25 protein-coding genes and 1 tRNA gene are annotated in these 26,405 nt (G+C 49.5%); 15 read left to right on the plus strand and 11 right to left on the minus strand.

Going from position 1 to position 26,405, the window contains the following annotated elements; all coding sequences use genetic code 11:
- Window positions 1–3: 3 nt before the first annotated feature.
- From livM to ACZRKO_RS03930, 6 genes are all read left to right on the plus strand, one after another.
- Complete coding sequence (gene livM, locus ACZRKO_RS03905; RefSeq protein WP_463735937.1) at window positions 4–1,290, plus strand: high-affinity branched-chain amino acid ABC transporter permease LivM; 1,287 nt, start codon at window positions 4–6, stop codon at window positions 1,288–1,290.
- Window positions 1,287–2,183, plus strand: a complete 897-nt coding sequence (locus tag ACZRKO_RS03910; protein WP_463735938.1) for an ABC transporter ATP-binding protein — start codon at window positions 1,287–1,289, stop codon at window positions 2,181–2,183. The genes livM and ACZRKO_RS03910 overlap by 4 nt, the downstream gene beginning before the upstream one ends.
- The gene (locus tag ACZRKO_RS03915; RefSeq protein WP_463735939.1) at window positions 2,180–2,896 is read left to right on the plus strand and encodes an ABC transporter ATP-binding protein; all 717 of its coding nucleotides are present in this window, start codon (window positions 2,180–2,182) and stop codon (window positions 2,894–2,896) included. Before ACZRKO_RS03910 ends, ACZRKO_RS03915 begins: the two co-directional genes overlap by 4 nt.
- 308 nt (window positions 2,897–3,204) lie before the next feature.
- A complete protein-coding gene (gene opgB, locus ACZRKO_RS03920) occupies window positions 3,205–5,508 on the plus strand; it encodes a phosphatidylglycerol--membrane-oligosaccharide glycerophosphotransferase (protein WP_463735940.1) in 2,304 nt (767 codons plus the stop codon).
- Window positions 5,509–5,687: 179 nt separating this feature from the next.
- Window positions 5,688–6,662: a chemotaxis protein gene (locus ACZRKO_RS03925; RefSeq protein WP_463735941.1), complete on the plus strand. Its 975-nt coding sequence runs from the start codon at window positions 5,688–5,690 to the stop codon at window positions 6,660–6,662.
- Between the two features lie 225 nt (window positions 6,663–6,887).
- Window positions 6,888–7,913 (plus strand): LLM class flavin-dependent oxidoreductase, encoded by a 1,026-nt coding sequence (locus tag ACZRKO_RS03930; protein ID WP_463735942.1) that lies wholly within the window; start codon window positions 6,888–6,890, stop codon window positions 7,911–7,913.
- 115 nt (window positions 7,914–8,028) lie between these two features.
- On the opposite strand, the gene yajD is transcribed toward ACZRKO_RS03930, so the two are convergent.
- Complete coding sequence (gene yajD / locus ACZRKO_RS03935; protein WP_463735943.1) at window positions 8,029–8,376, minus strand: HNH nuclease YajD; 348 nt, start codon at window positions 8,374–8,376, stop codon at window positions 8,029–8,031.
- Window positions 8,377–8,704: 328 nt separating this feature from the next.
- On the opposite strand from yajD, the gene ACZRKO_RS03940 reads away from it, so the two are divergent.
- Window positions 8,705–9,244: a DUF2058 domain-containing protein gene (locus ACZRKO_RS03940; protein ID WP_463735944.1), complete on the plus strand. Its 540-nt coding sequence runs from the start codon at window positions 8,705–8,707 to the stop codon at window positions 9,242–9,244.
- 9 nt (window positions 9,245–9,253) lie between these two features.
- Here the strand turns inward: ACZRKO_RS03940 and ACZRKO_RS03945 are convergent, their stop codons facing one another.
- Together ACZRKO_RS03945 and ACZRKO_RS03950 are read right to left on the minus strand one after the other, a co-directional pair.
- On the minus strand, window positions 9,254–9,952 hold the full coding sequence (locus tag ACZRKO_RS03945; RefSeq protein WP_463735945.1) for an RluA family pseudouridine synthase: 699 nt from the start codon (window positions 9,950–9,952) through the stop codon (window positions 9,254–9,256).
- Window positions 9,953–10,195: 243 nt separating this feature from the next.
- A complete protein-coding gene (locus tag ACZRKO_RS03950; protein WP_463735946.1) occupies window positions 10,196–10,603 on the minus strand; it encodes a RidA family protein in 408 nt (135 codons plus the stop codon).
- Window positions 10,604–10,754: 151 nt separating this feature from the next.
- Here ACZRKO_RS03950 and ACZRKO_RS03955 point away from each other — a divergent pair, with 151 nt between their 5' ends.
- The 5 genes from ACZRKO_RS03955 to ACZRKO_RS03975 all read left to right on the plus strand — a co-directional run bounded on the left by ACZRKO_RS03955 (window position 10,755) and on the right by ACZRKO_RS03975 (window position 15,731).
- A complete protein-coding gene (locus ACZRKO_RS03955) occupies window positions 10,755–11,360 on the plus strand; it encodes a TetR/AcrR family transcriptional regulator (protein WP_463735947.1) in 606 nt (201 codons plus the stop codon).
- A 258-nt stretch (window positions 11,361–11,618) separates the two neighbouring features.
- Window positions 11,619–12,509 (plus strand): LysR family transcriptional regulator, encoded by an 891-nt coding sequence (locus ACZRKO_RS03960; protein ID WP_463735948.1) that lies wholly within the window; start codon window positions 11,619–11,621, stop codon window positions 12,507–12,509.
- Between the two features lie 192 nt (window positions 12,510–12,701).
- Window positions 12,702–13,760: an alpha/beta hydrolase gene (locus ACZRKO_RS03965; protein WP_463735949.1), complete on the plus strand. Its 1,059-nt coding sequence runs from the start codon at window positions 12,702–12,704 to the stop codon at window positions 13,758–13,760.
- 12 nt (window positions 13,761–13,772) lie between these two features.
- Window positions 13,773–14,891 (plus strand): NADH-dependent flavin oxidoreductase, encoded by a 1,119-nt coding sequence (locus ACZRKO_RS03970; protein ID WP_463735950.1) that lies wholly within the window; start codon window positions 13,773–13,775, stop codon window positions 14,889–14,891.
- A gap of 237 nt (window positions 14,892–15,128) precedes the next feature.
- On the plus strand, window positions 15,129–15,731 hold the full coding sequence (locus tag ACZRKO_RS03975) for a site-specific integrase (RefSeq protein WP_259190811.1): 603 nt from the start codon (window positions 15,129–15,131) through the stop codon (window positions 15,729–15,731).
- Window positions 15,732–15,844: 113 nt separating this feature from the next.
- Here ACZRKO_RS03975 and ACZRKO_RS03980 read toward each other — a convergent pair whose 3' ends face one another.
- Together ACZRKO_RS03980 and ACZRKO_RS03985 are read right to left on the minus strand one after the other, a co-directional pair.
- Window positions 15,845–16,255, minus strand: coding sequence for an ASCH domain-containing protein (locus tag ACZRKO_RS03980; RefSeq protein WP_410151252.1), 411 nt, complete (start codon window positions 16,253–16,255; stop codon window positions 15,845–15,847).
- A gap of 338 nt (window positions 16,256–16,593) precedes the next feature.
- On the minus strand, window positions 16,594–17,046 hold the full coding sequence (locus ACZRKO_RS03985) for a GNAT family N-acetyltransferase (protein ID WP_463735951.1): 453 nt from the start codon (window positions 17,044–17,046) through the stop codon (window positions 16,594–16,596).
- A 260-nt stretch (window positions 17,047–17,306) separates the two neighbouring features.
- Here ACZRKO_RS03985 and ACZRKO_RS03990 point away from each other — a divergent pair, with 260 nt between their 5' ends.
- Window positions 17,307–18,209 carry a hypothetical protein gene (locus ACZRKO_RS03990; protein ID WP_057625862.1) on the plus strand — a complete coding sequence of 301 codons (903 nt, stop codon included), beginning with the start codon at window positions 17,307–17,309 and terminating at the stop codon, window positions 18,207–18,209.
- Between the two features lie 507 nt (window positions 18,210–18,716).
- Here ACZRKO_RS03990 and ACZRKO_RS03995 read toward each other — a convergent pair.
- Window positions 18,717–19,457: a DUF559 domain-containing protein gene (locus tag ACZRKO_RS03995; protein ID WP_463735952.1), complete on the minus strand. Its 741-nt coding sequence runs from the start codon at window positions 19,455–19,457 to the stop codon at window positions 18,717–18,719.
- A 371-nt stretch (window positions 19,458–19,828) separates the two neighbouring features.
- Here ACZRKO_RS03995 and ACZRKO_RS04000 point away from each other — a divergent pair, with 371 nt between their 5' ends.
- Both ACZRKO_RS04000 and ACZRKO_RS04005 read left to right on the plus strand, forming a co-directional pair.
- Entirely contained in the window at window positions 19,829–20,563 is a 735-nt protein-coding gene (locus ACZRKO_RS04000) for a DUF3800 domain-containing protein (RefSeq protein WP_057625860.1), read from the plus strand.
- Between the two features lie 74 nt (window positions 20,564–20,637).
- Window positions 20,638–21,594 (plus strand): hypothetical protein, encoded by a 957-nt coding sequence (locus tag ACZRKO_RS04005; RefSeq protein WP_057625859.1) that lies wholly within the window; start codon window positions 20,638–20,640, stop codon window positions 21,592–21,594.
- Window positions 21,595–21,876: 282 nt separating this feature from the next.
- On the opposite strand, the gene ACZRKO_RS04010 is transcribed toward ACZRKO_RS04005, so the two are convergent.
- The 5 genes from ACZRKO_RS04010 to ACZRKO_RS04030 form a co-directional block, all read right to left on the minus strand.
- Window positions 21,877–21,952 (minus strand) — tRNA-Asn (locus ACZRKO_RS04010).
- 136 nt (window positions 21,953–22,088) lie between these two features.
- Window positions 22,089–22,859, minus strand: a complete 771-nt coding sequence (locus ACZRKO_RS04015; protein ID WP_463735953.1) for a FadR/GntR family transcriptional regulator — start codon at window positions 22,857–22,859, stop codon at window positions 22,089–22,091.
- 16 nt (window positions 22,860–22,875) lie between these two features.
- On the minus strand, window positions 22,876–23,661 hold the full coding sequence (locus ACZRKO_RS04020) for an ATP-binding cassette domain-containing protein (protein ID WP_463735954.1): 786 nt from the start codon (window positions 23,659–23,661) through the stop codon (window positions 22,876–22,878).
- Entirely contained in the window at window positions 23,658–25,454 is a 1,797-nt protein-coding gene (locus ACZRKO_RS04025) for a dipeptide/oligopeptide/nickel ABC transporter permease/ATP-binding protein (RefSeq protein WP_463735955.1), read from the minus strand. Before ACZRKO_RS04025 ends, ACZRKO_RS04020 begins: the two co-directional genes overlap by 4 nt.
- Complete coding sequence (locus ACZRKO_RS04030; protein WP_463735956.1) at window positions 25,451–26,398, minus strand: ABC transporter permease; 948 nt, start codon at window positions 26,396–26,398, stop codon at window positions 25,451–25,453. The genes ACZRKO_RS04025 and ACZRKO_RS04030 overlap by 4 nt, the downstream gene beginning before the upstream one ends.
- Window positions 26,399–26,405 lie beyond the last annotated feature (7 nt).

The following is a 26,405-nucleotide window of genomic DNA, read 5'->3' on the forward strand; positions in this document are numbered from 1 at the left end:
ATGATGTCTGAACACACAATGCCCTCGCGTATTCAACTCAAACCCTGCCTGCTGGACGCGGTACTGGCCGGGCTTATCGCCTTAATTATCTTCGGGCCGATTGTCGGCGTGGTGCTCGACGGCTACAGCTTTAATTTTCACGCGCTGCGGCTGGTGTGGATAGTTGCCGCAGTGATGGCCGGGCGTTTTCTGCTCAGCGTGTTCTTACAGACGTCCACCGGCCAGCGGGCGATGCAGCGTTTTGAAGCCGACAGCGCGGGCGTTTACGTAAGGCCCGTGGGGCACAAAAGTAATCTGCGCTGGGTCATTCCGCTGATCCTGGTGCTGGCGGCTTTCTTTCCGTTTGTGGCGACCAAATACATTCTGACCGTGGCTATTCTGGGGTTGATTTACGTGCTGCTGGGGCTCGGGCTGAATATCGTGGTCGGGCTTGCGGGCCTGCTGGATCTCGGGTACGTGGCCTTTTACGCCATCGGCGCTTACGGGCTGGCGCTCGGCTATCAATATCTCGGGCTGGGGTTCTGGTCGATGCTGCCCATCGCAGCCATTATGGCAGCCATGGCGGGTGCGCTTCTGGGCTTTCCGGTGCTGCGTATGCACGGTGACTATCTGGCGATTGTCACGCTGGGCTTTGGGGAAATCATTCGGCTGGTGCTCAACAACTGGGTCAGTTTTACCGGCGGGCCGAACGGCATCTCCGCGCCGCCGCCGACCTTTTTCGGTCTGGAGTTTGGCCGGAGGGCGAAAGAGGGCGGCGTGCCCATTCACGAATTCCTGCATATTCCCTATAACCCCAATCTGAAATTCATCTTTATCTACGGCATCCTGATTCTGGTGGTACTGCTGGTGCTCTACATCAAACACCGGCTGACCCGCATGCCGATTGGCCGTGCGTGGGAAGCGCTGCGGGAAGATGAGATCGCTTGTCGGGCGATGGGGTTGAATCACGTACTGGTCAAGCTCTCAGCCTTTACGCTCGGGGCCTCAACAGCCGGGCTGGCGGGGGTATTTTTTGCCACTTATCAGGGGTTCGTTAACCCGACGTCGTTCACCTTTTTTGAATCCGCCTTGATCCTCGCCATTGTCGTGCTGGGCGGGATGGGATCAACCCTCGGGGTGGTGCTGGCGGCGTTTGTACTTACCGTTGCCCCCGAGTTGCTGCGCAGTTTTGCCGAATATCGCGTCCTGCTGTTTGGCGTGCTGATGGTAGTGATGATGATCTGGCGGCCGCGCGGATTAATGCGCATCAGCCGCAGCGGGTTTGCCGTGCGTAAAGGAGTCGCGCCATGAGTGAAGTGTTTACGCAGACCAGCGACAACATTCTTTGCGTCGAACACCTGATGATGCATTTCGGCGGCATCAAAGCGCTTAATGACGTCAATCTTGAGGTGAAACGCGGTTCGATTACGGCGCTGATTGGCCCCAACGGAGCCGGAAAAACCACGGTATTCAACTGCCTGACCGGTTTCTATAAAGCCAGCGGCGGCACTATTCTGCTCAATACCCGTCTGAAAACCACCAATGTGATCCAGGTGCTCGGGCAGAAATTCCAGCCCGGTGACTGGCTGAATCCGCCACGGTTTGGGCGGCGGTTGTTCTATAAAATGTTCGGTGGTACTCATCAGGTCAACCGCGCCGGACTGGCCCGTACCTTCCAGAATATCCGCCTGTTCCGCGACATGTCGGTGGTGGAAAACCTGCTGGTGGCCCAGCACATGCAGACTAACCGCAATCTGATCACCGGTATTCTCAATACGCCGGGCTACCGGCAGGCGGAAGAGCGCGCGCTGGACCGCGCATTTTACTGGCTGGAAGTGGTGGATTTGGTGGAGTGCGCCAACCGGCTTGCCGGTGAGATGTCTTACGGCCAGCAGCGGCGGCTGGAGATCGCCCGCGCCATGTGTACGGGGCCTGAGGTTGTCTGTCTGGATGAACCGGCGGCGGGTCTGAACCCGGTGGAAACGCGGGCGCTGAGTAAAATCATCCGTTTCCTGCGTGACCACCATCAGATCACGGTGCTGTTGATTGAACACGACATGGGCATGGTGATGGAAATTTCCGACCACATCATTGTGCTCGACCACGGCGACGTGATTGCCAAAGGTACGCCGCAGGTGATTGCGCATGACGAACGGGTGATTGCGGCCTATCTGGGCGCGGATGACGAGGAGACTGACCGGTGAGTGAAGCCATGCTCGAATTTCGCGATGTGAACGTCTATTACGGTGCGATCCAGGCGTTGCAGAACGTCTCGCTGACGGTGAATCAGGGGGAAACCGTGGCACTGATTGGTGCCAACGGCGCAGGAAAATCGACCCTGTTGATGTCGATTTTCGGCCAGCCGCATATCCGCAGCGGGCAAATTTTGTTTCGCGGCGAAGATATCAGCCGCAAGCCCACGCACTTTATTGCCTCCGGCGGCATTGCCCAGTCGCCGGAAGGGCGGCGGGTATTTCCTGATATGACCGTCGAGGAGAACCTGCTGATGGGCACCATTCCCATTGGCGATAAATACGCAATTGAGGATCTGCAAACCCTGTTTGAGCTGTTTCCCCGCCTGAAAGAGCGGCGAAAACAGCGGGCGATGACCTTATCCGGTGGTGAGCAGCAGATGCTGGCGATAGCGCGTGCGCTGATGAGCCGGCCAAAACTGCTGCTACTGGACGAACCGAGCCTCGGGCTGGCGCCAATCATCGTTAAGCAGATTTTCCAGACGCTGCGGGAACTGGCGCGGGGTGGCATGACGATATTTTTGGTGGAACAGAATGCGCACCATGCGCTGAAGCTCTCAGACCGGGGATATGTGATGGTGAATGGCCAGATCCGCATGACCGGCAGCGGGGCGGATTTGCTGGGGGACAGCGAAGTGCGCAAGGCTTACTTAGGCGGGATCTGAGCGGTTTTCACCTGAGAATTAACCGAAATTGTGCGGGCCTGCGGGCATCCGCACAATTTAACTTGCTGCTGCTGAATGTTGCGACATAATTGAATCTAAGTGAACAATTTACTACGGCAATGCGCGAATCAGATCACATTTTTTGGATGTTTTGTGGCTTTATGACACTTTCGTGGCATCAGGCAGTAAACAGTCGTTGACCCTGCTGATTTTATTACGCTATATAGCGCATCCCCGTTTTTTACGGCCCCTGCGCATCGCAGGCATGATCCCCGTTTTTAACCTTTTTATGTCGCAGGTCGCAGCAGATGGTCTCAGATTTGGTTTCATTCCTGTTCTTTATATCGTCCATTTTTCTCTATATACGGCGGGCCTCTGCGGGGCGAGTCTGGTTTTCCCTGTTGCTATTTTTCCTCTGTTTATACGTCATTCTGAATCTGGTGCTGATCGGCAGTAACTATTTTACCGGCGACGGTATCACCGACGCGGTGCTCTACACCGTGACCAGCAGCCTCAAAGGCGCGGGGCTGACCAAATATATTCTGCCATTTTCGGGTCTGGTAGTCGCGCTGGCGGTGATTGTCAGCCTGCTGGTCTGGTGCCTGAAAAAACGCAAAAGCCATAACAGCAGCTGGAAATTCAGCGTACTGGCCGTGGTGCTGGCGGTGTTTTCTGTCGGCTCAACGCAGGCGTTCCAAAACATTTCGCGGCTGGTGAAAACCCAAATCAGTGGCGACACTGCCGACTTTGACGACTACTACAAAGTGCCACAGAAGGTGATTAAAGGTAAAAAGCCGAATTTGGTTTATATCTATGGCGAAAGTCTGGAGAGAACCTATTTCGATGAGCAGACCTTCCCGGGGCTGACCACTGAACTTGCACGCCACAAAGATGCCAGCATCGATTTTACTGCCACGCGTCAGGTGCCGGGGACCGGTTACACCATCGCCGGTATGGTCTCATCCCAGTGCGGAATTCCGCTGTTTGCGCCGTTTGACGGTAACGCTTCCAGCGCGCTTTCCACCTTCTATCCGGAAAATGTTTGCCTGGGTGATGTGCTCAAAGCGGCGGGCTATCAAAACTATTTCTATCAGGGCGCGGAACTGGCATTTGCCGGTAAAGGAACCTTCCTCACCTCGCACGGGTTCGACTATTTATACGGTTACAACGAACTGCGCAGCACAGTGGCCGATCCTAAGTATAAAAATGACTGGGGCTGGTACGACGACACTTTGCTGGACGAAGTCTTTAAAAAATTTATTGAACTGAGCAAGGCCGGTAAGCCTTTCTCGCTGTTTACCCTGACGGTGGATACCCACCATCCGGACGGTTTTATCTCGCGCGGTTGCACCAAAAAAGAGTATTTCTACAATAAAAAAGAGAACCGCTCACTGAGCGCAGTGGCGTGCAGCCAGCAACTGGTGGCGGCATTTATCGACAAAATCAAAGCTTCCGGCTATTACGACAACACCATTATCGTCGTGAGCTCTGACCATCTGGCGATGAATAACACCGCGTATGACATCCTGACGAAGAAAAACCGCAAAGATCTGTTCTTCGTGATGGACGGCCGCAACCCGCAGGCTGAACTGAATAACGTTAAACGCAGCACCATCGATAACGGTGCCACGGTGCTCGATATTATGGGCGGTGATAACTTCATTGGTCTTGGCCGCAGCGGTATATCGAGTACGTCACTGGCGACGCAGTTTATGAATATCGACGAGAAAATCGACGGCTGGAAACCAGCGGTGATCAAGCAGTGGGGCTTCCCGAACAGTATCAGCAAATATGTGGTGGATAATAAAGCCAATACCTTTACCTTCTCCGGCATGGCGATAAAAGCGCCGTTTATTCTGAAAGTCACCCCCAACAAAATTGAGCCGATGTTTGACGTTTACCTGTCAACACCGCTGAAAAAACAGCTGGCTTCGCTCACCGTCAGTGACAACTTTGTCTGGGTGGATAAATGTTACGAGATGGGGCGTGTATGGGCGCCGGAACTTTCACTCAATACGGGGTTGTGTGTCGCGTCGGGTAATTTGGGCTCGAAACCGGTGATCGTGCAGGCCAATGGCGGGGTGTACAAAGGCAGCGTTGACTTCAGCAAGGAGAGCGCCGGTAGCCAGCAGGCCTATCAGGAGACGGTGAAAACCCTGAACATCGATGACGAACAAACCAAATACCAGTCTGTGGCCATCGCCTTTATGCTGCCCGGTTTACCGCAGCAGGTGAAAGCCATTACGGGTGTCTCCACGGTGGAAAACTGGGGCCGCTGGTCGGATGCCAATGTGGCACCGGCCGTGAAAATTGATTACGTCGATCCGCTTCCCGCCAGCTTTGACGTCGTACTGCGCGCACGCGCCTATGGCAATAACATTGGCAAACCGATTTCGGTGAAAGTGGGCGAAGAAGAGCATTTCGTCACCTTCAGCGACAAAGACGAAACGATCACCGTACAGTTCAGTAATCCGGGCACGGCACAGAGCATTATCATCACGCCGCCGTCGCCGACGGAGCCAACCGAAGGCACCAGTGGCGGTTTTGAGCCGAGAAAACTGGGGATCGGGCTGGTGTCGCTGTCTGTTGAGGACCGGGATACGCAGTCGTAGACGAATCGAATCCTCTGACCCAACGAAGCCCGCCCGCGTCACCTCCGGCGGGCTTTTCTTTTATCACTCTTCATCATTCACACGCCTAAGTATTTCCTGCCTTTTGCCGATAATAAGATCAGTTCTGCACGACACACATGGATAAGTGCACATCACAAAATTTTCTCATTGGGGAAGGTATGGACAATTTTCAGAAAGACATCGATGAGAGAACCAATCTCACTTCATCAAACCGCTTCGAGTTATTGCTGTTCCGTCTGGGGGCATCGGCGGACGAGGAGCAGTCTGAGCTGTACGGCATTAACGTATTCAAGCTGCGTGAAATTGTCCCGATGCCACCGCTGACCAAAGCGGCGGGCATGGTGTCACCGATGTTAGGCATCGCGAATATTCGCGGCGAAATTATTCCGGTGATCGACCTTCCTGCGGTAGTGGGCTGTGTACCGAAAACCGGCCTGAACATTTTGCTGGTCACCGAGTATGCGCGCAGCACGCAGGCCTTTGCCGTGGAGTCGGTAGATGACATTGTTCGCCTTGAATGGAGCCAGGTACTGGCCGCAGAGGCTGGCGTGAAAAGCCGTAATATCACCAGCATTGCGCGTCTGGACAACGACTCTGCGAGCAACCGCCTGGCGCTGGTACTCGACGTTGAGCAAATCCTGTATGACATCGTGCCGCCGGAACGGAATACCCAAATAGACAGCGCACAAACCCGGCCCTTTGATCTTAAACCGGGCGCGGTGGCGATTGTGGCGGAAGATTCTAAAGTCGCGCGGTCCATGCTTGAGCGTGGTCTCGATTCGATGAAGATCCCCAACGTTATGCACGTCACCGGTCTTGAAGCCTGGAACAATATTAAAAAAATCGCAGAACAGGCCAAGGCAGAAGGACTACCCATTTCCGATAAAATCGCGTTCGTCTTAACGGATTTGGAAATGCCGGAGATGGACGGCTTCACGCTTACGCTGAATATTAAACGCGATGAATTCCTGAAAAACGTTCCGGTGATCATCCACTCGTCGTTATCGGGGAGTGCCAATGAAGATCACGTCCGCAAAGTCGGCGCCGACGGCTATGTCGCGAAGTTTGAAATCAATGAACTGGAAGCGGCAATCCATAAGGCGCTGGATGCGAAGAAAGTGGTGAACGGCTAGAACGTTAAAAGCCCGCTTAGATGGCGTTAAGCGGGCTTCTCTATTAGGTTCCTTTGACTGAAAACCCCACGAAGTTAGTCAAATAAACTGAACCCTTAGGTTAAATAAATGAAATTTATTCTCATCCAGAGTCGCGTAAAGTAATCGCATGACGACGGCATACCTTGCCAGGATATGCCGAGCTTTCCTGCTGACGCTCAGCCGGAATATGAGGATAACTACGCTATGAAAAAGATTGGATTTTTATCGTTTGGTCACTGGACGCCATCCCCGCAGTCGGCCACCCGCTCGGCGGCTGATGTGTTGCTGCAATCTATCGATCTTGCCGTAGCTGCCGAGGAGTTGGGGGCAGATGGTGCATATTTCAGGGTGCACCACTTTGCTCGTCAGCTGAGCTCGCCTTTCCCATTGTTGGCCGCGATTGGCGCGAAAACCCGCAAGATTGAGATCGGAACCGGCGTGATTGACATGCGCTACGAAAATCCGCTGTATATGGCTGAAACCGCTAGTGCAGCGGACCTGATATCTGGTGGCCGCTTGCAGTTGGGGATCAGCCGCGGCTCGCCGGAACAGGTTATCGACGGCTGGCGGCATTTCGGTTTTCGTCCCGCAGAAGGCGAGACGGAGTCCGATATGGCGCGACGTCATACCGAAGAGCTGCTGGAAGTGTTGCGCGGAAAAGGTTTTGCCGAACCGCACCCTCAGCCCATGTTCCCGAACCCGCCGGGTCTTTTGCGCCCAGAGCCCTTTTCTGCTGGTTTGCGCGAGCGAATCTGGTGGGGGGCCGCGACCAATGCGACCTCGGTCTGGGCGGCGAAGCTCGGAATGAACTTACAAAGTTCTACGCTGAAATTTGATGAAACTGGCGAACCCTTCCATATTCAGCAAGCGAACCAGATTCGGGCATACCGAGCTGCGTGGGCCGAAGCTGGCCACCAACATGCGCCAAGAGTCTCCGTTAGCCGCAGTATTTTTGCCCTAATGAATGACCGTGACCGTGCCTATTTTGGCGCGGGCAGCAACGATGGCGATAAAATTGGTTATCTTGATGAACAAACCCGCGCAATATTCGGCCGCAGCTACGCCGCTGATCCGCAAACGCTGATTAAACAATTGAAGCAGGATGAAGCGATTGCTGAGGCTGACACGATATTGCTGACCGTGCCGAATCAGCTGGGCGTTGATTACAACGTGCATGTGATCGAATCTATCCTAAAACACGTCGCTCCCGAAATGGGCTGGCGTGATTAAGTAACAGAGAATTGAAAAGCCAAAAGCCCGCTTAAGGAAATTTATGCGGGCTTTTTTAATGGGGACACATCAGGTCGGGTCGTTAGATTGGCAGCAGGCGCGGAGGCTGCGGACATTATTTCTTCTTAATAAGCATCGACTTTAAATCAGCAAAGGGATTATAGGTCGCTGCATCCACATCATTTTGCGCGTCCTCGCCGGCCACAACGGTTGTGCCGTACTGGTCAGCTTCCGTGTACTTCGAGTGTTCATGGTCATGGCAAAACAGACACAACAACTCCCAGTTACTGCCGTCTTCCGGGTTATTGGTATGGTCGTGATCGATATGGTGAACCGTTAATTCCCGTAGGTTTGAATAAACAAACTCACGCGAGCAGTGTCCACATACCCACGGATAGATTTTTAGTGCTTTCTCACGGTATCCGCTTTCTTGCCGTGCATAGTTTTTTGGGATCAGAGCCATTGCCGGTGCCACCTGTTATAAAAAGATAATTTTACGCGAGTGTTCCCAATATATCCCAAAATGGAACAGAAGGAGAAATGAAAGAGAAATAGGATGTTGATTTTTTTGGTAAAACCTACCGGAAACACCCTGTGATTTTTAGCTTAGACTCATCGATAAATCACCTGTCATTCAGAAAGTTAGCCTCTCATTACTGTTCGCTTGCGTCCCAGTCTTTGACTCCTTGCTCTAAAACCAAGCCAGACAGCCATCAAGTCCTGCAATCTGGTACAGCCTCGAAAATTACAGGTATAATCTCAGAAAATATCCAACAGGCTTAGAAAAGAAAATGACAAAACTCTCCTTACAAGAGCAACTGCTAAAAGCGGGTTTAGTGACCAGCAAGAAAATGGCCAAAGTTCAAAGAACGGCTAAAAAATCACGCGTTCAGGCTCGTGAGGCAAGAGAGGCGGTGGAAGAAAACAAAAAAGCGCAACTTGAGCGTGATAAGCAGTTGAGCGAACAGCAAAAACAAGCGGCTTTATCTAAAGAGCATAAAGCGCAGGTGAAGCAGCTGATTGAAATGAACAGAATCGACATTTCAAAAGGCAATATTGGTTTTAACTTCACAGATAATAATTTAATTAAAAAAATCGATGTGGATAAAACCACTCAGGCTCAGCTGATCAGTGGCCGTCTCGCCATTGCCCGTTTGGTTGTGGATAGCAGTGGCAAAAGTGAATACGCGATTATCCCCGCTATCGTTGCCGATAAAATTGCACAGCGCGATGCCAGCAGTATCGTATTAAACAGCACGCTGAGCCAGGAAGAGCAGGATGAAGAAGATCCTTATGCCGACTTTAAAGTGCCCGATGATTTGATGTGGTAATGACCGCGTTCAGAACGGGCTGTTGTTGCTGGCTTTGATCTGCTCCCCGCCAATGGGATGAACAAAATGCAGCTCACTGGCGTGCAGCATCAGCCGCGATGTCTGTTCGGTACCCGGCAGCAGGCGGCCGCCATACAGGTCACAACCCCAAATAGGGTGGCCCAACTGCTGACAGTGAATGCGCAGCTGATGAGTCCGCCCGGTTTCCGGAGTAAGCACTACCCGCGTTAATGGCAGCAACGTCCCGTCTTCCCATTCATGATAAAAGCGATCAACAACCTGATAGGTGGAGCGGGCGGGCTTGCCGTGGATTGCGCAAATTGACATTAGCGGGAACAGCGCCGGGTCTTTAGCGATGGCTGCGTCTATCACTCCTTGGTTGTCGTCAAGATGCCCGCAGAGCAGGGCGCTGTACATTTTGGTCACGGTGCGCTGGCTGAACTGGTGGCAGAGGGCGGCATTTATCGCCTTATTGCGTGCAATCACCATCAACCCGGACGTCCCGAAATCCAGTCGGTGGACCAGCGTGCAGCCGGGGAATATTTGTACCAGCCGGTGATGCACCGAATCGAGATTTTGCGGATTTTTCCCCGAGAGGCTTAGCAGCCCGGCAGGTTTATTGATAAGCGCCAGATGGTCGTCCTGATAGAGGATCTCGATTTCGTCATGGCACGGTGGAGCAATAAAGGTATCGATAATCGCAGACATCAGGCTACCGGGATGGAAAGTGGGAGCGGATGATAACCAATTTTTGGCCGACTGACGAATCTGGCTATTTATAAAAACCAAAATCACAAAAACAAAAAGCCCGCTTAAGTTTCTTTAATCGGGCTCCTCTGACTGGGAACACTGTAGTCAGTAACGTGCTGATAGAGAAACTAAAGCTGAATTCCGAACGGGTTATGACAACCAAAATGATCACCAACAGATACGGGGTACAATCAAGGTCTGTCAGCCTGCGGAGGTTGGTGCTGGGATTCGGGCAATAACCTTAATTTCAAAATCAAATCCCGCAAGCCAGGTAACACCAACGGCTGTCCAGTTCGGGTAAGGGGGGTGCGGGAAAATTGACTGTTTCACCTGCATAATCGTCGGAAACTGATTTTCCGGGTCAGTATGAAAGGTCGTGACATCCAGCAGGTCGTCAAACGTACAACCCGCTGCTGCAAGAGTCGCTGCCAGGTTATCAAATGCAAGTTGTACCTGCGCGGCAAAATCCGGCTCCGGCGTACCGTCGGCGCGGCTACCAACCTGACCGGAAACGAACAACATATCACCAGAACGGATCGCGGCTGAATAGCCGTGCTCTTCATAGAGAGCATGACGGTTAGCAGGAAAAATAGGTTCACGCTGGATCATGGAATTTCCTTTCTTAAGTCAATGTGTAATGCGGGATGCGGGATGCGCGGCATGTAAAATTGATTTAATATACGCGGCGTATGTTGAATTAATCACACATACGCCGCGTATGTCAAATAATATACGTCACGTATGTCAAAAAGGGGATCTTATGGCCGCCAAACGTCGCGCCGAAACAATGGAAGAGAACCGCGCCAAATTGATTACGGCAGCGCGGAAATCCTTTGCCGAAAAAGGTTTTGCTGCCGTATCAATGGATGAATTAACCGCTAGTGTTGGCCTGACACGTGGGGCGCTGTACCACAACTTTGGTGATAAAAAGGGGCTACTTGCCGCTGTTGTTGCACAAGTAGATGGTGAAATGGCACAACGAGCCAAAGCCGCCGCCGCGACTGCCGGTGACGATTGGGAAAGGCTGCTGGCTGAAGGGATTGCTTACATTAAGATGGCGCTGGACACAGAAGTACGGCGCATCGTTTTGCTTGATGGTCCGGCTTTTCTTGGGGATCCTGCACAATGGCCCAGCCAGAATAGCTGCCTCGAATCCACCCGCCAGACTGTCGTAAAGTTGATCGAACGCGGCATACTCAAACCGGTAGACGCGGATGCTGCGGCACATCTGTTAAACAGTGCTGCGCTGAATTCCGCACTATGGATTGCTGCGAGCGACGATCCGCAAAGGGCGTTGCCAAAAATTATTGAGGTGTTTACGCAACTGGCAAGCGGCTTACGGAATAGTTTCAATACACTACGATGAAAACGCTTATATGTTGGAATGAGCGACGACCGTAAATTCCGTGCCAAACAACTCAGCCGGAGCCATGGCCACTGATCCGACAGTCAGCCATGCGCCAAAAGCGGAAGTTGGTAAGCCTTGGTTCTATTGAGCATTAGTGAGTGCTGATGGATACTTGTCGTGGATGAGGAACGTTGGATCGTTACCAATAGACAAACCTCCACGCCAGGAATTATTTTATAAGTAAGAAACATTAATCCAAAAGAACCTGGTCAATAAATGCGCCGAAAAAATGTGAACGATTACCAAGCCTTTATCGCAGTAGCCCGTGAAAAAAGCTTCACAAAAGCGGCCGCTCGGTTAGGTGTCTCACAGTCGGCGCTGAGCTACACCGTAAGGACTCTAGAAGCAGATCTTGGCCTTCGTCTTCTTACCCGTACCACCCGTAGCGTTTCTGTGACAGAAGCTGGCGAGCGGCTACTTTCCCGTATAGGACCATATTTTGACGAAATTGAAAGTGAGATCGCCGCACTCAGCGGGTTGAGAGAAAAACCAGCCGGTACTGTGCGTATTACTGCCGTTGAACATGCAGCCGATACAATTCTCTGGCCTAAACTCGCCCCGGTGATGCTTGAGTATCCCGATATCAACATTGAAATTATCAGCGAGTACGGACTCAAAGATATTGTCGCTGAGCGTTATGATGCTGGCGTTCGGTTGGGCGAACAGGTCGATAAGGATATGGTTTCCCTGCCACTTGCCAAGGACTTCCGTTTTGCAGTGGTCGCAGCACCCTCTTATTTCATGGGGAAGACCTATCCGGGAACGCCTCGTGATTTAAACGATCATAGCTGTATCAGATTACGCCTACCCACTCATGGCGGATTCTATACCTGGGAGTTTCGCAAGGATGAGACTGACATTAAGGTCCGTATTGATGGACGAGCAACTTTCAGCACAATAAATATGATGAGGCAGGCCGCCCTTGATGGACTGGGACTTGCTTATCTGCCGCTAGATACCGTGGAGAATTATCTTGAAAACGGGATGTTAGTCCAGGTGCTGACAGACTGGTGCCCACCGCGTCCCCCCTATCATCTTTACTACCCCAGCCGTCTACAACATTCTCCGGCATTTGCACTTGTGCTCGAAGCACTCCGTACCCCATAACCTTTGAGCGCTGTTTGTCCTGGTCCATATCGAACTCAGTTACTTATAACCCTATTAATAAAACCTCCTTCTAAGCCCATGCGAAATTAAGCATCTAATTTCTCAATACTAAAGAGATTAAGATGGCCGCTGAAACAATCCATGTTCTTTCAGCGGCCAGGGCCGCCATCATGTATATGAAGGAGTCTTGCAATGAGTAAAAAAACAGGTGGGTTAAGTCGCCGTAATTTTATCCTGACGAGTTCAGTGGCCTCAGCAGGGTTACTGATGGCGGGTCATGCCTCAGCCATGCTCTCACCTACACCTAATACATCTGGCACCACTACACACGTAGATGGCATCACAGTCACCAGCGTCCTGTTCCGGAACAATGAGATAATGATGTCCGGAAATGTCTACGTCCCCCCGGATTTCAGCGAAAACCGTCAATACGCTGCTATTGTGGTTGTCCACCCTGGTGGTGGCGTTAAGGAACAGACAGCTGGACTTTATGCCCTAAAACTGGCTAAAGAAGGATTTGTCACTCTGGCGTTTGATGCCTCCCATCAGGGGGCTAGTGGCGGATTACCGCGTTTTGTTGATGATCCCATGAAGCGAGTCGTCGATTTCTATAGCGCAGTCGATTACCTGACGACTCTCCCTTATGTCGATAATAATCGAATCGGCGCATTAGGCGTTTGTGCAGGCAGTGGTATCACGGTTAAAGCGTCGATGACGGAACGCCGAATCAAAGCGCTGGCAACGGTCAGTGCCGTAGATGTTGGAGCGGCGACCCGTAAAGGCTGGGAGGGAACAACATCAGAATCTGAACTCATTCCAACTCTGGATGCGGTTGCTAAACAGCGCACAGTCGAAGCAGCAGGCGGCGCACCAGTTTATGTCAACTATGTGCCCAAATTGGGTGATACCAGTGCCCCAAAAGATCTTCAGGAAGCTGCGGACTACTATCTGACCGAACGCGGAAAATATCCGACGTCTACCAATCAAATGCTGATGACAAGTATCAGTACGTTGGCGTCTTTCACCGGATTTGAAGGGGCGGATGTCTATTTAACACAACCACTTCTGATTGTTGCCGGTAGTAAAGCAGGATCGCTCTGGCACAGCCAGGAATTACACAACACTGCGGCCTCTGTTCAAAAAACGCTGCATATCATTCCGGGTGCCACGCATATGGACCTCTATAATGGTCAGGGTGCAACGGTTGCAGCGAGTAAGCTGGCTCCTTTCTTCAAGAAAAATCTCGCATAGGTATGACTATCCATGAAACAAACTCCACTACTTGAAAGCTTTTCCCTCGGTAAAGGTGTGACGCTGCGCAACCGTATTGTGATGGCCCCGATGACGACCTGGGCGGGTAATGATGACGGCACGGTATCTCATGAGGAAGAAGCATATTATCGTCGACGCGTTCAGGACATCGGGCTGGTCATTACTGGCTGTACACATGTTCAGGAAAACGGCATTGGGTTTACGGGAGAGTTTGCTGCGTATGACGACAAATTTATTCCCGGTTTAAAGCGCCTTGCTATTGCTGCAAAAAGCGGTGGAGCACCGGCAATCTTACAAATATTCCATGCAGGTGTGAAAACCAGCCCTGAACTGGTTTCGGATATTGTAGCTGCAAGCGCTATTCCCGGTGACGCCGGTCCTTTCGCACCGTCCGTTACCCCTCGTGAACTGACATGCACTGAAGTCGAAACTGTTATTCAGGATTTCGGGGAAGCAACTCGCCGTGCAATAGAAGCAGGATTTGATGGTGTTGAGTTACATGGTGCTCATGGCTTTTTACTTCAGAATTTTTTCTCACCTCATTCCAACCGTAGAGAGGATCAATGGGGCGGCTCTCTTAAAAACCGTATGCGTTTCCCACTCAGCGTCATTAAGAGTGTGCGTAAAACGATTGCTGAGCATGCAACCAATCCCTTCCTGATGGGATACCGCATTTCACTGGATGAGCATTACGAAGATGGGTTGCGCATTGATGAGTCGCTTCAGCTGGTTGACCGCCTGGTCGATGAGGGTATTGATTATCTTCATGTATCACTCGGTAATGCACTTGAAGCCAGACCCGTTGATGCACCGAATGGCCCCAAAGTCATCGAAATCGTGCGCGATCACCTTGCTGGACGTATACCTCTGATTGTTGCCGGGCATTTGCGAACACCAGAGCAAGCCGAGGATGCTGTTAAAACAGGGGTATCTTTGACGGCCGTAGGTCAGGGTATGGTTATGAACCCAGACTGGGTTAAGTTTGCAGATGGCAAAGCTGAAGGAAAAATTGCTCTCAATATTGCTGCATCAGACGTAGAGCAACTTGCTATACCCCAGAAACTGTGGCGTGTAATTGAGGAAACGACTGGCTGGTTTAACATCCGTTAAATACGGCCTAACCGTAATATGACAATCAGAATCAACTTGCCATTGATTTCATTTCAGAACCTGGAAAGTTCTTACATGGCCGGATTTCGGGATTAACTGGGTTACGGCCATGTAAATTTTATCTTATTCCTTTAAGTCCTCTTCAAACTAAAGGGACATTATTTCAGGCATAACATCCGCTTGTCGCTCATGAGGGACAATCATACTTAAATCTCCTACATTGCAGGAGGTTTGGGCATGAACACGTCACCGTGGAACAAAAATCGTATCATCGGACAAAAAAGACCGCTTCAGATATCTCATATCTGGGGGATTCGAATCAGACTTGAACTGGAAGGAAAAACACGCGATCTAGCCCTGTTCAATATGGCTTTAGACAGTAAACTTCGGGGCTGTGATTTGGTAAAACTCAAAGTATCAGATGTTGCATATGGCAGTTCTGTTTCGAGCAGAGCAACGGTGTTACAACAGAAAACCGGTAGCCCCGTCCAATTTGAGATAACCAAAGGGACAAGAGAAGCAGTTGCAGCGCTAATAAAGCGGGGCAATCTGCACAGTAAAGACTACTTGTTCCAATCTCGGGTCGGTTCCTGCCAACACATTTCAACCCGGCAATACAACCGTATTTTTCATGGATGGGTAGAAAAGCTTGGTCTCGAAGATTCGCTGTACAGCACACATTCCATGAGAAGAACAAAACCTTACCTGATATACAAGAAGACCAAGAATCTCCGGGTGATCCAACTTCTGTTGGGTCATAAGAAACTAGAAAGCACAGTGCGTTATCTGGGCATTGAAGTCGATGATGCGTTAGAGATCTCTGAATCAATTGAAGTCTAAGGTTGTCAGGGCTGCAACAGCAGCCCTGTGCCAGAAGCGGACGTTGATATAAGTTGCAGTGGGTAAAACGCTACGATATTTTTCTCATCTGAGATGCAGATACTTTGTTCGGTTCACAAAACCTCAACAACCTCAAATTCTTCTGCGATCAGCTCCATTTCATCAGAGAAATAACCTTCACGAGTAAAAAACTTCTGATGTTCGTTCTGCCAATACTCAAGGCTCAAATCACCTTCACCTTCCTTTCGGGCAAAGTCGGCGGTAACATCACAAAAACGCACGAGTCGCATCGAAACCAATCTGATAACGCACACGGGTACATCCTGGCTATCAAGGATGATGTTATAACTCCCAATCCTCGGTGCATATTCTTCTTGCTGGTAAGTTGCAAAAGAACCGCATGAGGCCGTTTTAATCCCTTTTATAATAAGGTCTGCAAGTTCGTTGGCCAGTTCTGGGCTATCACCAAATTGCCAAGCATTCGCGCTTGGATACTTCATCTTTAATTCACCAACCGCACACATTTAAAGCCCTCTTAATCACATATAAAAAGAAATTTCATACATGTTTTGAGCATGAATTGCCCGAAAATTTACATTGATGCTCTCATATTACTATCTTAGTCCGCTGTTCGTTCAAAGCTGTCTGTCAGTTCCTTTGATTTCCTGAAGATGTTTCAGTCGCCGTTCTGCATGCTTGGTTAGAAAACCCAGTGTGTCCAAGGCGGAGCGGATTTAACTGTAATGGCTCTGATTTGCCTGAAAGTGGTACGGTTTGGTTGCGTCAGGGCTGTATCTGGGCAGGCGCTCCTGAAAATTGGTTCACTGGACAGAATATGCGGTCTGTCTAGCACGTGACTGTATTAACGCGCTGGGTCTCTGAGGCATAGATGGTGCGTGACTTTTTCTATGCCAGTTAAAGCAATAAAGCCAGCTCGTTCATAGAAGGTGAATGCCGATGGAGGAGCGTTTGTGTTGATAAAATCAAACCAGTGGCCAGAATCCTTAAGTATTTCACTGAGCAGGGCGCTGCCAACCTGCCTTTTTCTCCATCCTGAGTCTACATAGAGATGTCGCAGACGTCCGATGCCAGTTTTTAGCGTAAATGGATCAACGTTGAGTCCGCAAACGCCAACGATTAATCCATCTACAGAAGCTCCAATTAGTTTTTCTCCGGGTCTGTCAAAGCGGTTCAGTCCGCTAAGCCAGTTATCTTCCAGTCGGCGTAACATGTTAAATCCTTCAGCCATGCTCTGCGATTTTAACTCAGCAAATCCTGGGCTGTCCGGGGTGACGTTTGTGAGTTGGATATCCATGATTCTCCCACTGATTTCAATCTGCATAGACTTGACAGAATTACGGGTGTGTCCAGTATGACATTGGCACTCTCATACTTCTAATGCCATCAATGTCTGCTTCGTGCCATGAGCTGACATTGGTGGAGAGGGGAATAAAAAACTTAAAGTATTGATCAAGGTGGTGCTATTCTTGGCAACTTAAGCCGATCTGATACAGATGAAATGTGCCATTTTAGGGTTTCATATCGATTAACAGAAAGTTAATAAGGGAGGTAAGCTTGAGCGAATCCACTATAATTCTTGCTAAAGAATCAATTTCAGATGGAAGTAAAGTAAACACAATAAATGAAATAAGACCACTCACCAATGAGGATGTTGAAGGGTATGAAACACAAAAAAATATATTTATGGAGTTTGTGAATGACTTTGCTTTAGTAGAATATGTAAGATTGAACTATGAGTCATTTATGGAACTTCTGAATGAAACGGTTATGAAAGTAGCCAAAGAACCTTCTTTTATGGGGTCATATCCATTCAAAACCTTTCCATTCATCTTGAATACACGAATACTGAACTACATGATGTCAGTGAAAACTTTACTTGACCATATGGAAACCAGTATTAACAGGCGGTATGGGGGGGCTTCAACGGAATTAGCTGAATTTAAAGCGCTGACGGCAAAAGAGTTTGACAGCAAATTTTCATATAGATTTATGTATAAACTCAGAAATTTTGTTCAGCATTGTGGAATGCCACCACTTTCGTACACGATATCAAAATCACTTGATGAAACCAGTAGTACTATAAGTACAGAGTTAATCGTATATTTTATGAGGGATGAGTTAATTCGGGGGTTTTCTAAGTGGGGGACTCAGGTAAAGGCAGACCTGACACAGATGGATGAATCTTTCCCAATAATGCCGATTTTTAATGAGCACATCAATTCTATTTTCAAAGTGTATATTTTATTCAATGAAAAAAATCACATGGCAAAAACTTTAAAAGCAAAGGAGTACATAATAAACTTCATTGGAGAGAGAGAAGATTACATTGATGATGAATACATCATCGCAAAACTAAAAAAAACTGAAGCAGGTTTGAATATAAACAAAAAAACCATTCCTACATCAGTGCTTGAGAAAATATCCGATTTTTATAAAATAAAAGAAAATTTGTTTTAGAAAAAGATATGACTTAGAAAAATAAACACATTTTGGTTTTCCGGATAAATCAGCGGATATCACTGGTTGCGTTAACAAATTCCTCGAACAATGTGAATTGTATCCCCTGTCTGAGACTGGGCATTGGCAGGTCACCAGTCCATTTTCCATGCAGATGGAGAAACGTTGGTTGTGGAGATGGGCGATCCGAGAAGTAGAGGTGGGGGAGGTTTTGAAGGAGCTGTCTCCTGTTTTAGAAGTCTCCCAGACTTGGTATCTTTCAAACATCTTCGCATGCCGGGGAGCGCCGCTTTCGGCCCGAAAGTCCTGTGTCTTGTTTTGCAGATACTTCGAACTAGCCCGTCTCAAAGTTAGGTTTTAGTACTGGTATTTACTTCCTCTACGTGCCAGTAGCGGACGTTGCTAGTGTATTAGCTAATCTCTGGGGTATTGCCATTAATTTGGATTGATGCTGAATTGCTATAAGTGATAATTTCTGATTGAGGGGTACTCACTTATAGTCGCTAATCAACTATTATGAAACGTTTTTAAAAATTCGAATAGTCTCGTGCGGAAGTGTTCTTTAATATTTCCAATGTGTGCCATCAATTGTTCATGTGATTTCTCGGTTTGCTGGATTTTGGTCAGATCATGTGTGTTCACGCTCTGAATACGAAAAACCGTAGCCCCTTGACTTTGGACATAAGAATCTCTTAGTTTATCATTACGAACATTATCTGAATTAAGATGCATCGGGCCATCAAATTCAACGATCACTTTTGCTACAGAGTATTCAATCAATTCTTTAATAATCACCAATTCCAAGGATAAGTCTAATTCATACGATCCTCTTGCATTCAAACCTAGAGATATCTTTGGTACTTTTAATTCTGGACTAATTCGAAAGCAATGAGAGATATTTGTAGAAAATTCCAAATCGTTTGAAAATATACCGTTAGCAGCCAATGTCTCCAATGTGAAAACTGGATAGGCATTATTAGATATTGTTAACGAGTTAACTTTGAACGCTGGATATTCAGTTAGTGTAGAAATTAATTCTACAGTCCCTTTTAATGCAGGAAGGCTGACATTAGGGTTTTTTGAAAGGCATAGCATTAGCAAACTTGCTTCATATCCTAGTTTTTTTGATAGCTCATTATAAGGTAATGGAGTGAACGTAAAACTACTAACTCCCAAAGAATAGGCTGTCCGCTCAACGGTTTCGCGGGAAACTGGCGACGCTGATTCATCGATGGTTAAATTAAACATTCTCGTTATCCTAGTAGCAATGCTGTCCTTTGATACTAGCGGAAAGAGAACGTTTATGGCAGGTTTTAATTATAACAAAACATTATAAAAAACTATGAAATGAATGAAAATACCATTCATTTATCAGCCTCCGTCAGCAGGAAAATGTCCGCTCCTCGCTCATAGCGGAGATTCAGTCCAACTAGCTTGTCTGCTTCGTACTAGAAACGGACATTTCAATGATTTAAGATTTAGCATATTTAGAATTATGTCACAGACAAAATGACAAATTAATATTAGGATGTTTTTCAACTCAAAATGGTGTTTGTAATTCAATGAAGTATACTTATAATATAACGTAAGAAACAATATTTTGTTGAAAGGAAAAGGCTTTGAATATTTACATTGATGAGTCGGTGCACGAGGCGGCTGGGTTTATGATCTTGGCTTATGTATTTTGTAATCATGATCCTCAGTCTAATATATACAGCATTCTTTCAAAGTACTCTGTTGGTGAACATCATTCATGCGCGAGAATGGATAGATCTGAACATTTAAGAAATTTGAGGGGTGAACTTGTTTCTTACTTGAACTCAAGTTGTCAATGGGGAGCATTTATTATGCCAAGTGAGTACCGGCATCGTTCTTATGAAGACGTATCTTTTTTATTAAGCTTATTGATTAAGAACTTTCCAGAGGAAAAAGGTAATATTTTTCTCGATGAAGGTATCATAAATTCTACAGAAGCTCTCAGCCTTTGTTCTGATGAAGTAAACGTCATAACATGCTCATCTCATGAAGTTTGTGGGATACAACTTGCTGATCTGGTAGCATCTTTTAGTGGTGTTAGGTTTAGAGAAACAATAACTGGAAATGCAAAAATCTTAACTTACGGTTACGATTACGGCTATGAACCCCCAATAGAAGCCCCTCTTGGGTTTGAATTTTTTGCAACGCTACGACATTCTATGCTTAGGGAAAATGAACCTCTTGGGGATGAAATGCCTGAATTTGCTACATTTAAAACTATTAACAAAGGGTTGATTTTGTCGAAAAATCTATCAACTGAATTTAGTCAATTGGCCATGAAAACCTTTGGTGAAGTATATTTAGGTTGTATCCATTAAATGTAGACTAATTAAATAGTTCCTGTGAAACTTAATCACCCAATTTATTATGGTATTAAATATAAGGATATTTTATGAAAGAAAAGCTTTTTTTTAACACGTCCAGAAAAGCCGCAAATAGATTAACAGAAATTTTTGATTTTGCATGGCCAACTACCATAGCTTTGTGGAATCTTAGATGGCAAGTCGAAGGTTATGTTAAAGTTAAGCCTGATGTAAATCAATCAGAGTTAACCTCACGATTTATTTCTGGTAGTTCAATTACCGGAAGTACAGTTAGGGCCGACTTGAAAAAAGCATGTATTGAAACATCTTGGGAGAAACAACAAAATGAATTTTCAAAGATATTACTAATAGAATTTTGCTCCTTATATGAAATTTGGTGTGAAGGAATAATAACAGAACTAAAAGCATCTATTGATTCAAAATCATTGCAATTCCCCACGCTGCAAATAAGCACTCAAGGGATAATGTCTGTATTGTCAAGCATGACCCAACATCATTCCATTATGATGGAAAAAGCTTTCTACTCTTTTTATTTGACCAACAAGAAAAACTCAAAAAATCACATAAACAATCTAATGAAATGTTATAGATATTTCAAAGAGCTTAGAAATTCATTGGTTCACTCAGGAAATATATCAAAAAAATCCTTTAAAGACGCTGAGGCTAACTATTCTTCACTCACTGCTACAAGCCTTGGGGTTCAAGAATTACCGGAGTATAAACAAAACTCAGATGAAGATAGAATAAATTTATCATTGCGGGGTGTAATAGGTTTTGGCGAGATCGTATTAAGGATGATATCAACAATTGATGCGGAATTGGTTAAGACAACCATGGCGGAAAAATATTTAGCGGAAGAGTGGAAGAAATTTTACGGCGATAAACCATTGACTCTATCGATAACAGAAAAAAAGAGAAATCAGCAATTGGTGAAAAGTTTAAAAAAACTAGGTCTGTCAACAGTACCAAGTTCATCGTATAATGATATTGAGTTATTTATGCGAAGTGAAAAATTAATTTTTTGAAATGGGCAAAATCGGAGTGGGTAAATAGTCACGTATGCCTATGTTTTATGTTGGGATTCAAGAGTGATATTAAATTGATATCCTACATATTAAATATATATATCCACCACTTATCTGTTTATTTAATTCTATAGCCTTACTATTTTTGATGCCGCAACGTCTGCTCCTCGCTCATAACAGACCTTCCAAAACTACAAAACTACAAAACTACAAAACTACAAAACTACAAAACCACAAAAGCAAAAAGCCCGCTTAAGTTTCCTTAAGCGGGCTTTTCTAATTTGGCTCCTCTGACTGGACTCGAACCAGTGACATACGGATTAACAGTCCGCCGTTCTACCGACTGAACTACAGAGGAATCGTTCGAACGGGGCGAATAATAGCGACTGCCCGCAGGCATGTCAAAGGGGCATCTGAATATTTACGATCGTTTGCTCGCAGTTTAGCCAAGTTGTTGAGAATTGAGACGAAACGGGGGGAAAAAACTCACAACCTTACTGCCTGTCACTCAAAAACCGCTCCTCCAGCGTGGCTTCCAGACCCAGCATAGCGTCTTCGGCGTGTTGCATATGATCAGTCATGATCTGCTGGACGGCGGCGGCGTCCTGACGGCGCATGGCGTCAATGAGTTTATATTGATAATCAATCCCTACGCGGCGAGCCACCGGTTCGGGGCGCTGGTAGATGTCTTTGCAGACCGCCAGATCTTTGAGCAGGCGTTGCAGGAAGTGGCAGATAAACGCCAGCAGGACGTTGTCTGAATAGCTGGCGACTACGCCGTGGAAATCGAGTTCGGCCATGCGCTGTTCCCAGCGTTCGGTCTCGTCGGCGGGTTCGTGGTCGTAGACAGCAATCAGCTGATGCAACTGCTCGAAGCCTTTGGCGTCAATATTGCCGATGGCACTCACCGCCACCAGTGGCTCCAGTGCTTTGCGCAGGGCATAGATATTGCTGATGGAAAGCTGGCGGGTGAACAGGTAATTGGAGAGCAAACTCATGGCGCGTGTTTCGGTCATCGATTCAATAAACGCACCGCCGCCGGGGCCGGTTTTAGTACGGATCAATCCCTGAACCTCCAGCGATTTCAGCGCTTCGCGCACCGTGCCTTTACCTGCGGCGTAGCGGGTAGTCAGCTCTTTTTCCTGCGGAAGGCGGTCACCTGGCAGCAGATTCTCACTGATGATGCTCTCTTTGATGGCATCGACAATTTCGTCGGTACGTTTACGGCGTACTGGTTCAGGCTGGTGTGACGTTTCAGTGCTCATAATTCCCTTCATTGGCTCAAACCCGTGGCGCGCTGGCCAGCAGACGTTGCGTGTACTCGTGCTGCGGCGCGTTGAACAGCATGTCATTATCCGCGCATTCTACCAAGTCTCCGTGATACATCACCGCCACGCGATCGGCGATCGACTCCACCACCGCTAAATCATGGCTGATAAACAGATAAGAGAGGCCGAAATCACGTTTGAGTTGATCAAGCAGCAGCAGAACCTGTGCCTGCACCGAAACGTCCAGCGCGCTGACCGGTTCGTCGAGCACCAGAATGCGTGCTTCGGCCGCCAATGCGCGGGCAATTGCCAGCCGCTGCGCTTGTCCGCCGGAAAATTCATGCGGATAACCGCTGAGCGCGTCGGCAGGCATCTGTACTGCTTCCATTAATTCCAGCATCCGCGCTTTACGCCGCGCCGCAGGGTAGCCACGCAGATAACGCAGCGGAACCTCCAGCGTATCGGCGATGGTTTTGCGTGGATTGAGCGACGCAACGGGGTCCTGAAACACGTACTGGATCATCTGGCCGAAGGCTTTATCGCCGCGCTTACTGTGGGCCGACATCGTTTCGCCCATCAGTTTTACCGTACCGGAAGTCGGGCGCTCGAGTCCGACTAACATCCGTGCCAGCGTACTTTTCCCCGAGCCACTTTCGCCGACCACTGCCAGCGTCTCGCCTTCTGCGAGTGCGAACGACACGCCTTTCACCGCTTCTACCTGCTGTTGCTTACCGGAGAACCAGCCTGACGTACTGCGGAAGGTTTTCACCAGCCCGCTGACTTCAATCACATTGCTCATCGTGCCTCCGGCTGCGTGTTTTGCGTGGCATACAGTTCGCCGACTTGTTTGAGGAAACCGCGTCCCTGACCCAGTTTCGGCACGCTGGCGATCAGCCTGCGGGTGTAATCGTGCTGAGGATGACGCAGCACTGACTGCGTTTCGCCGGTCTCCACGATCTCACCGTGGCGCATCACCGCCACGCGGTCACAAATCCGGGCGATCACACCAAAATCATGGGTGATGAACAGCAGCGTCAGGCCGCGCTCGCGGCGCAACTGTTGCAGCAATTCGAGAATGCGCGCCTGCACGGTAACGTCCAGCGCGGTGGTGGGCTCATCGGCAATAATGATTTCCGGGTCATTGGCCAGCGCCATCGCAATGCCGACGCGCTGCCGCTGCCCGCCGGAAAGCTGATGCGCAAACGCATTGAAACGCGAGGCAGCATCTTCTATCCCCACGCTCGCCAGCAGCGCCAACGCCTTCTCTTTTGCCGCGTGGCCGCAGAGCGTTTGGTGTGCCTGAATGGCCTCGATAACCTGTGCACCGATGCTGAACTGCGGGTGCAGGGTGGTCAGCGGATCCTGGAAAATATAGGCCACGCGCGCGCCGCGACGCTGTTGCAATTGGGTTTGCGAAAGTGACAGCATCTCTTCGCCGCCGACGTAAATCGCGCCTGCGGTGATCTCTCCCGGCGGTGACGACACCAACCCCATCACCGACAGCGCCGTAACGCTTTTCCCTGAGCCGCTCTCACCAATCAGCCCCAGACATTCACCTTTGGCGACGTGAAAACTAACGCCTTTGACGGCGGCGACTGACTGATTACCCGAGCGAAAATTCACCTGCAAACCGACCACTTCCAGCAGGGCATTGTTGCCCTTCGCCGCAGGCGGAATGCTGGCGCGGTTCACCGCCGTCACTGCACGGGCGCGCAGCAGAATGCCGGATTTAAGGCGCGGGTCCAGCAGGTCGCGGATCCCGTCGCCGAGCAGGTTAAAGCTCATTACCAGCAGGAAAATCATCAGCCCCGGCACCACGGAAACGTGCGGCGCACTGAACATCTGCGCGCGCCCCTGACCGAGCATCGAACCGAGATCGGCATTCGGTGGCTGTGTGCCCAGACCGAGGAACGACAGCCCGGCGGTCTCTAAAATCATCCAGCCGACGGTGGTCGACATGGTGACGACGACGACCGGCATCACATTGGGCAGCACTTCGGTCAGCAGGATTTGCAGATGATTTTTACCGGAGAGCCGCGCCGCCTGAATAAAATCGCGCTGGCGTAACCCGACGGTGAGGCCACGGATATTACGGGCGAAGAACGGGATATTGACTACCGCGATGGCGTACAGCGCATTCAGCAGACCGGGGCCGAGCACCGCGACGATCACCAGCGCCAGCAGAATATAGGGAAAGGCCATCAGCATATCGATCAGCCGCATCAGCAGGCTGTCGGTTTTGCCACCGGCATAACCGGCGACAAGACCAATCAGCGTGCCGAAAAACGCTGCCAGCAGCGTGGCGCAAATTCCCACCGCCAGCGAGACACGGGTGCCCCAGAGAAGACGGGCGAGCATATCGCGGCCCAGCGGATCGGTACCTAGCCAGTGGCCGGGGGAAAACGGCGGCAGCAGACGGTTGAGCAGATCGGTGGCGTCGGGATCGGGTATCGGTAGCAGCGGGGCAGAGAGCGCAGCACCGACCGTCAGCACCAGCAGTGTCAGGCCGAGCGTTGCCAGCCGGTTGGCCAACAGCAGCGCCCATAATGATTCGCGGTGGCGCGGCGTCGGGGAAGCAATAATCTGGCTCATGATTTTAACCTCGGATCGAGAAGCGCCTGAAGAATGTCCGCGCACAGGTTGATCAGCACATAGGCCGCCGCAGCCACCAGCACGCCGCCCTGAACCAACAGCAGGTCACGGGTGGCGACGGCTTTCACCATCATCGCGCCGAGGCCCGGCCACTGGAAAACCGTCTCGATGTACACCGCGCCGCCGAGCACAAAACCGGCCTGAATGCCGATCACCGGAATAACGGACACCAGCGCCATGCGAAAGGCGTGCTTATAAATGACTTTGCGCTCGGAAAGGCCCTCGGCACGGGCGGTGCGGATAAAGTCCTGACGCAGCACTTCAAGCATCGCGGTGCGTGTCAGGCGGGCGATCACGCCGGTGGCGACAATCGCCAGCGTGATGGCGGGCAGGGTGAGATGGTGCAGCAGATCCAGCCAGTCGCCGCCGCCCCACACCGCGTACATCCCTGACGCCGGGAACCATTGCAACTGAACCGCAAACAGCATGATCATCAGCAGACCAATCCAGAATGAGGGCATGGAGATCCCCAGCAGCACCAGCAGTGTGATAATCCGATCTCCCCAGCCGAACTGACGCACTGCCGAGAAAATCCCCGCCAGCAGCCCCAGCACGGTACTGAGCAACAGCGCGCAACCGCCGAGCAGCAGCGTGGCACCAAAGCGCTCCAGCACTTCATCAATCACCGGCCGGTTCAGCACATACGAGCGGCCAAAATCGCCGTGCAGAATATTGCCCGCCCAGATCAGATATTGCTGGTACAACGGCTTATTCAGCCCCAGCTCCTGATTGATACGTGCGACGTTTTCCGGCGTCGCCCAGGCACCGAGCAGCGCCTGCGCCGGGTTCCCCGGAATCATCGCCATAATCAGAAAGACAATCAGCGACAACCCGATAAACACCGGAATGGTCGAGAACAGCCTTTTAAGCACGTAACTCCCCATAACACTC

It is taken from the genome of Ewingella sp. C233, assembly GCF_055407225.1.

Excerpts from the sequence above, each read along its gene's own strand:
- livM (WP_463735937.1), top strand. The coding sequence starts at position 4 with ATGTCTGAACACACAATGCCCTCGCGTATTCAACTCAAACCCTGCCTG.
- ACZRKO_RS03910 (WP_463735938.1), top strand. The coding sequence starts at position 1,287 with ATGAGTGAAGTGTTTACGCAGACCAGCGACAACATTCTTTGCGTCGAA.
- opgB (WP_463735940.1), top strand. The coding sequence starts at position 3,205 with ATGGTCTCAGATTTGGTTTCATTCCTGTTCTTTATATCGTCCATTTTT.
- ACZRKO_RS03925 (WP_463735941.1), top strand. The coding sequence starts at position 5,688 with ATGGACAATTTTCAGAAAGACATCGATGAGAGAACCAATCTCACTTCA.
- ACZRKO_RS03930 (WP_463735942.1), top strand. The coding sequence starts at position 6,888 with ATGAAAAAGATTGGATTTTTATCGTTTGGTCACTGGACGCCATCCCCG.
- yajD (WP_463735943.1), bottom strand. The coding sequence starts at position 8,376 with ATGGCTCTGATCCCAAAAAACTATGCACGGCAAGAAAGCGGATACCGT.
- ACZRKO_RS03940 (WP_463735944.1), top strand. The coding sequence starts at position 8,705 with ATGACAAAACTCTCCTTACAAGAGCAACTGCTAAAAGCGGGTTTAGTG.
- ACZRKO_RS03945 (WP_463735945.1), bottom strand. The coding sequence starts at position 9,952 with ATGTCTGCGATTATCGATACCTTTATTGCTCCACCGTGCCATGACGAA.
- ACZRKO_RS03950 (WP_463735946.1), bottom strand. The coding sequence starts at position 10,603 with ATGATCCAGCGTGAACCTATTTTTCCTGCTAACCGTCATGCTCTCTAT.
- ACZRKO_RS03955 (WP_463735947.1), top strand. The coding sequence starts at position 10,755 with ATGGCCGCCAAACGTCGCGCCGAAACAATGGAAGAGAACCGCGCCAAA.
- ACZRKO_RS03960 (WP_463735948.1), top strand. The coding sequence starts at position 11,619 with ATGCGCCGAAAAAATGTGAACGATTACCAAGCCTTTATCGCAGTAGCC.
- ACZRKO_RS03965 (WP_463735949.1), top strand. The coding sequence starts at position 12,702 with ATGAGTAAAAAAACAGGTGGGTTAAGTCGCCGTAATTTTATCCTGACG.
- ACZRKO_RS03970 (WP_463735950.1), top strand. The coding sequence starts at position 13,773 with ATGAAACAAACTCCACTACTTGAAAGCTTTTCCCTCGGTAAAGGTGTG.
- ACZRKO_RS03975 (WP_259190811.1), top strand. The coding sequence starts at position 15,129 with ATGAACACGTCACCGTGGAACAAAAATCGTATCATCGGACAAAAAAGA.
- ACZRKO_RS03980 (WP_410151252.1), bottom strand. The coding sequence starts at position 16,255 with ATGTGTGCGGTTGGTGAATTAAAGATGAAGTATCCAAGCGCGAATGCT.
- ACZRKO_RS03985 (WP_463735951.1), bottom strand. The coding sequence starts at position 17,046 with ATGGATATCCAACTCACAAACGTCACCCCGGACAGCCCAGGATTTGCT.
- ACZRKO_RS03995 (WP_463735952.1), bottom strand. The coding sequence starts at position 19,457 with ATGTTTAATTTAACCATCGATGAATCAGCGTCGCCAGTTTCCCGCGAA.
- ACZRKO_RS04005 (WP_057625859.1), top strand. The coding sequence starts at position 20,638 with ATGAAAGAAAAGCTTTTTTTTAACACGTCCAGAAAAGCCGCAAATAGA.
- ACZRKO_RS04015 (WP_463735953.1), bottom strand. The coding sequence starts at position 22,859 with ATGAGCACTGAAACGTCACACCAGCCTGAACCAGTACGCCGTAAACGT.
- ACZRKO_RS04020 (WP_463735954.1), bottom strand. The coding sequence starts at position 23,661 with ATGAGCAATGTGATTGAAGTCAGCGGGCTGGTGAAAACCTTCCGCAGT.
- ACZRKO_RS04025 (WP_463735955.1), bottom strand. The coding sequence starts at position 25,454 with ATGAGCCAGATTATTGCTTCCCCGACGCCGCGCCACCGCGAATCATTA.
- ACZRKO_RS04030 (WP_463735956.1), bottom strand. The coding sequence starts at position 26,398 with ATGGGGAGTTACGTGCTTAAAAGGCTGTTCTCGACCATTCCGGTGTTT.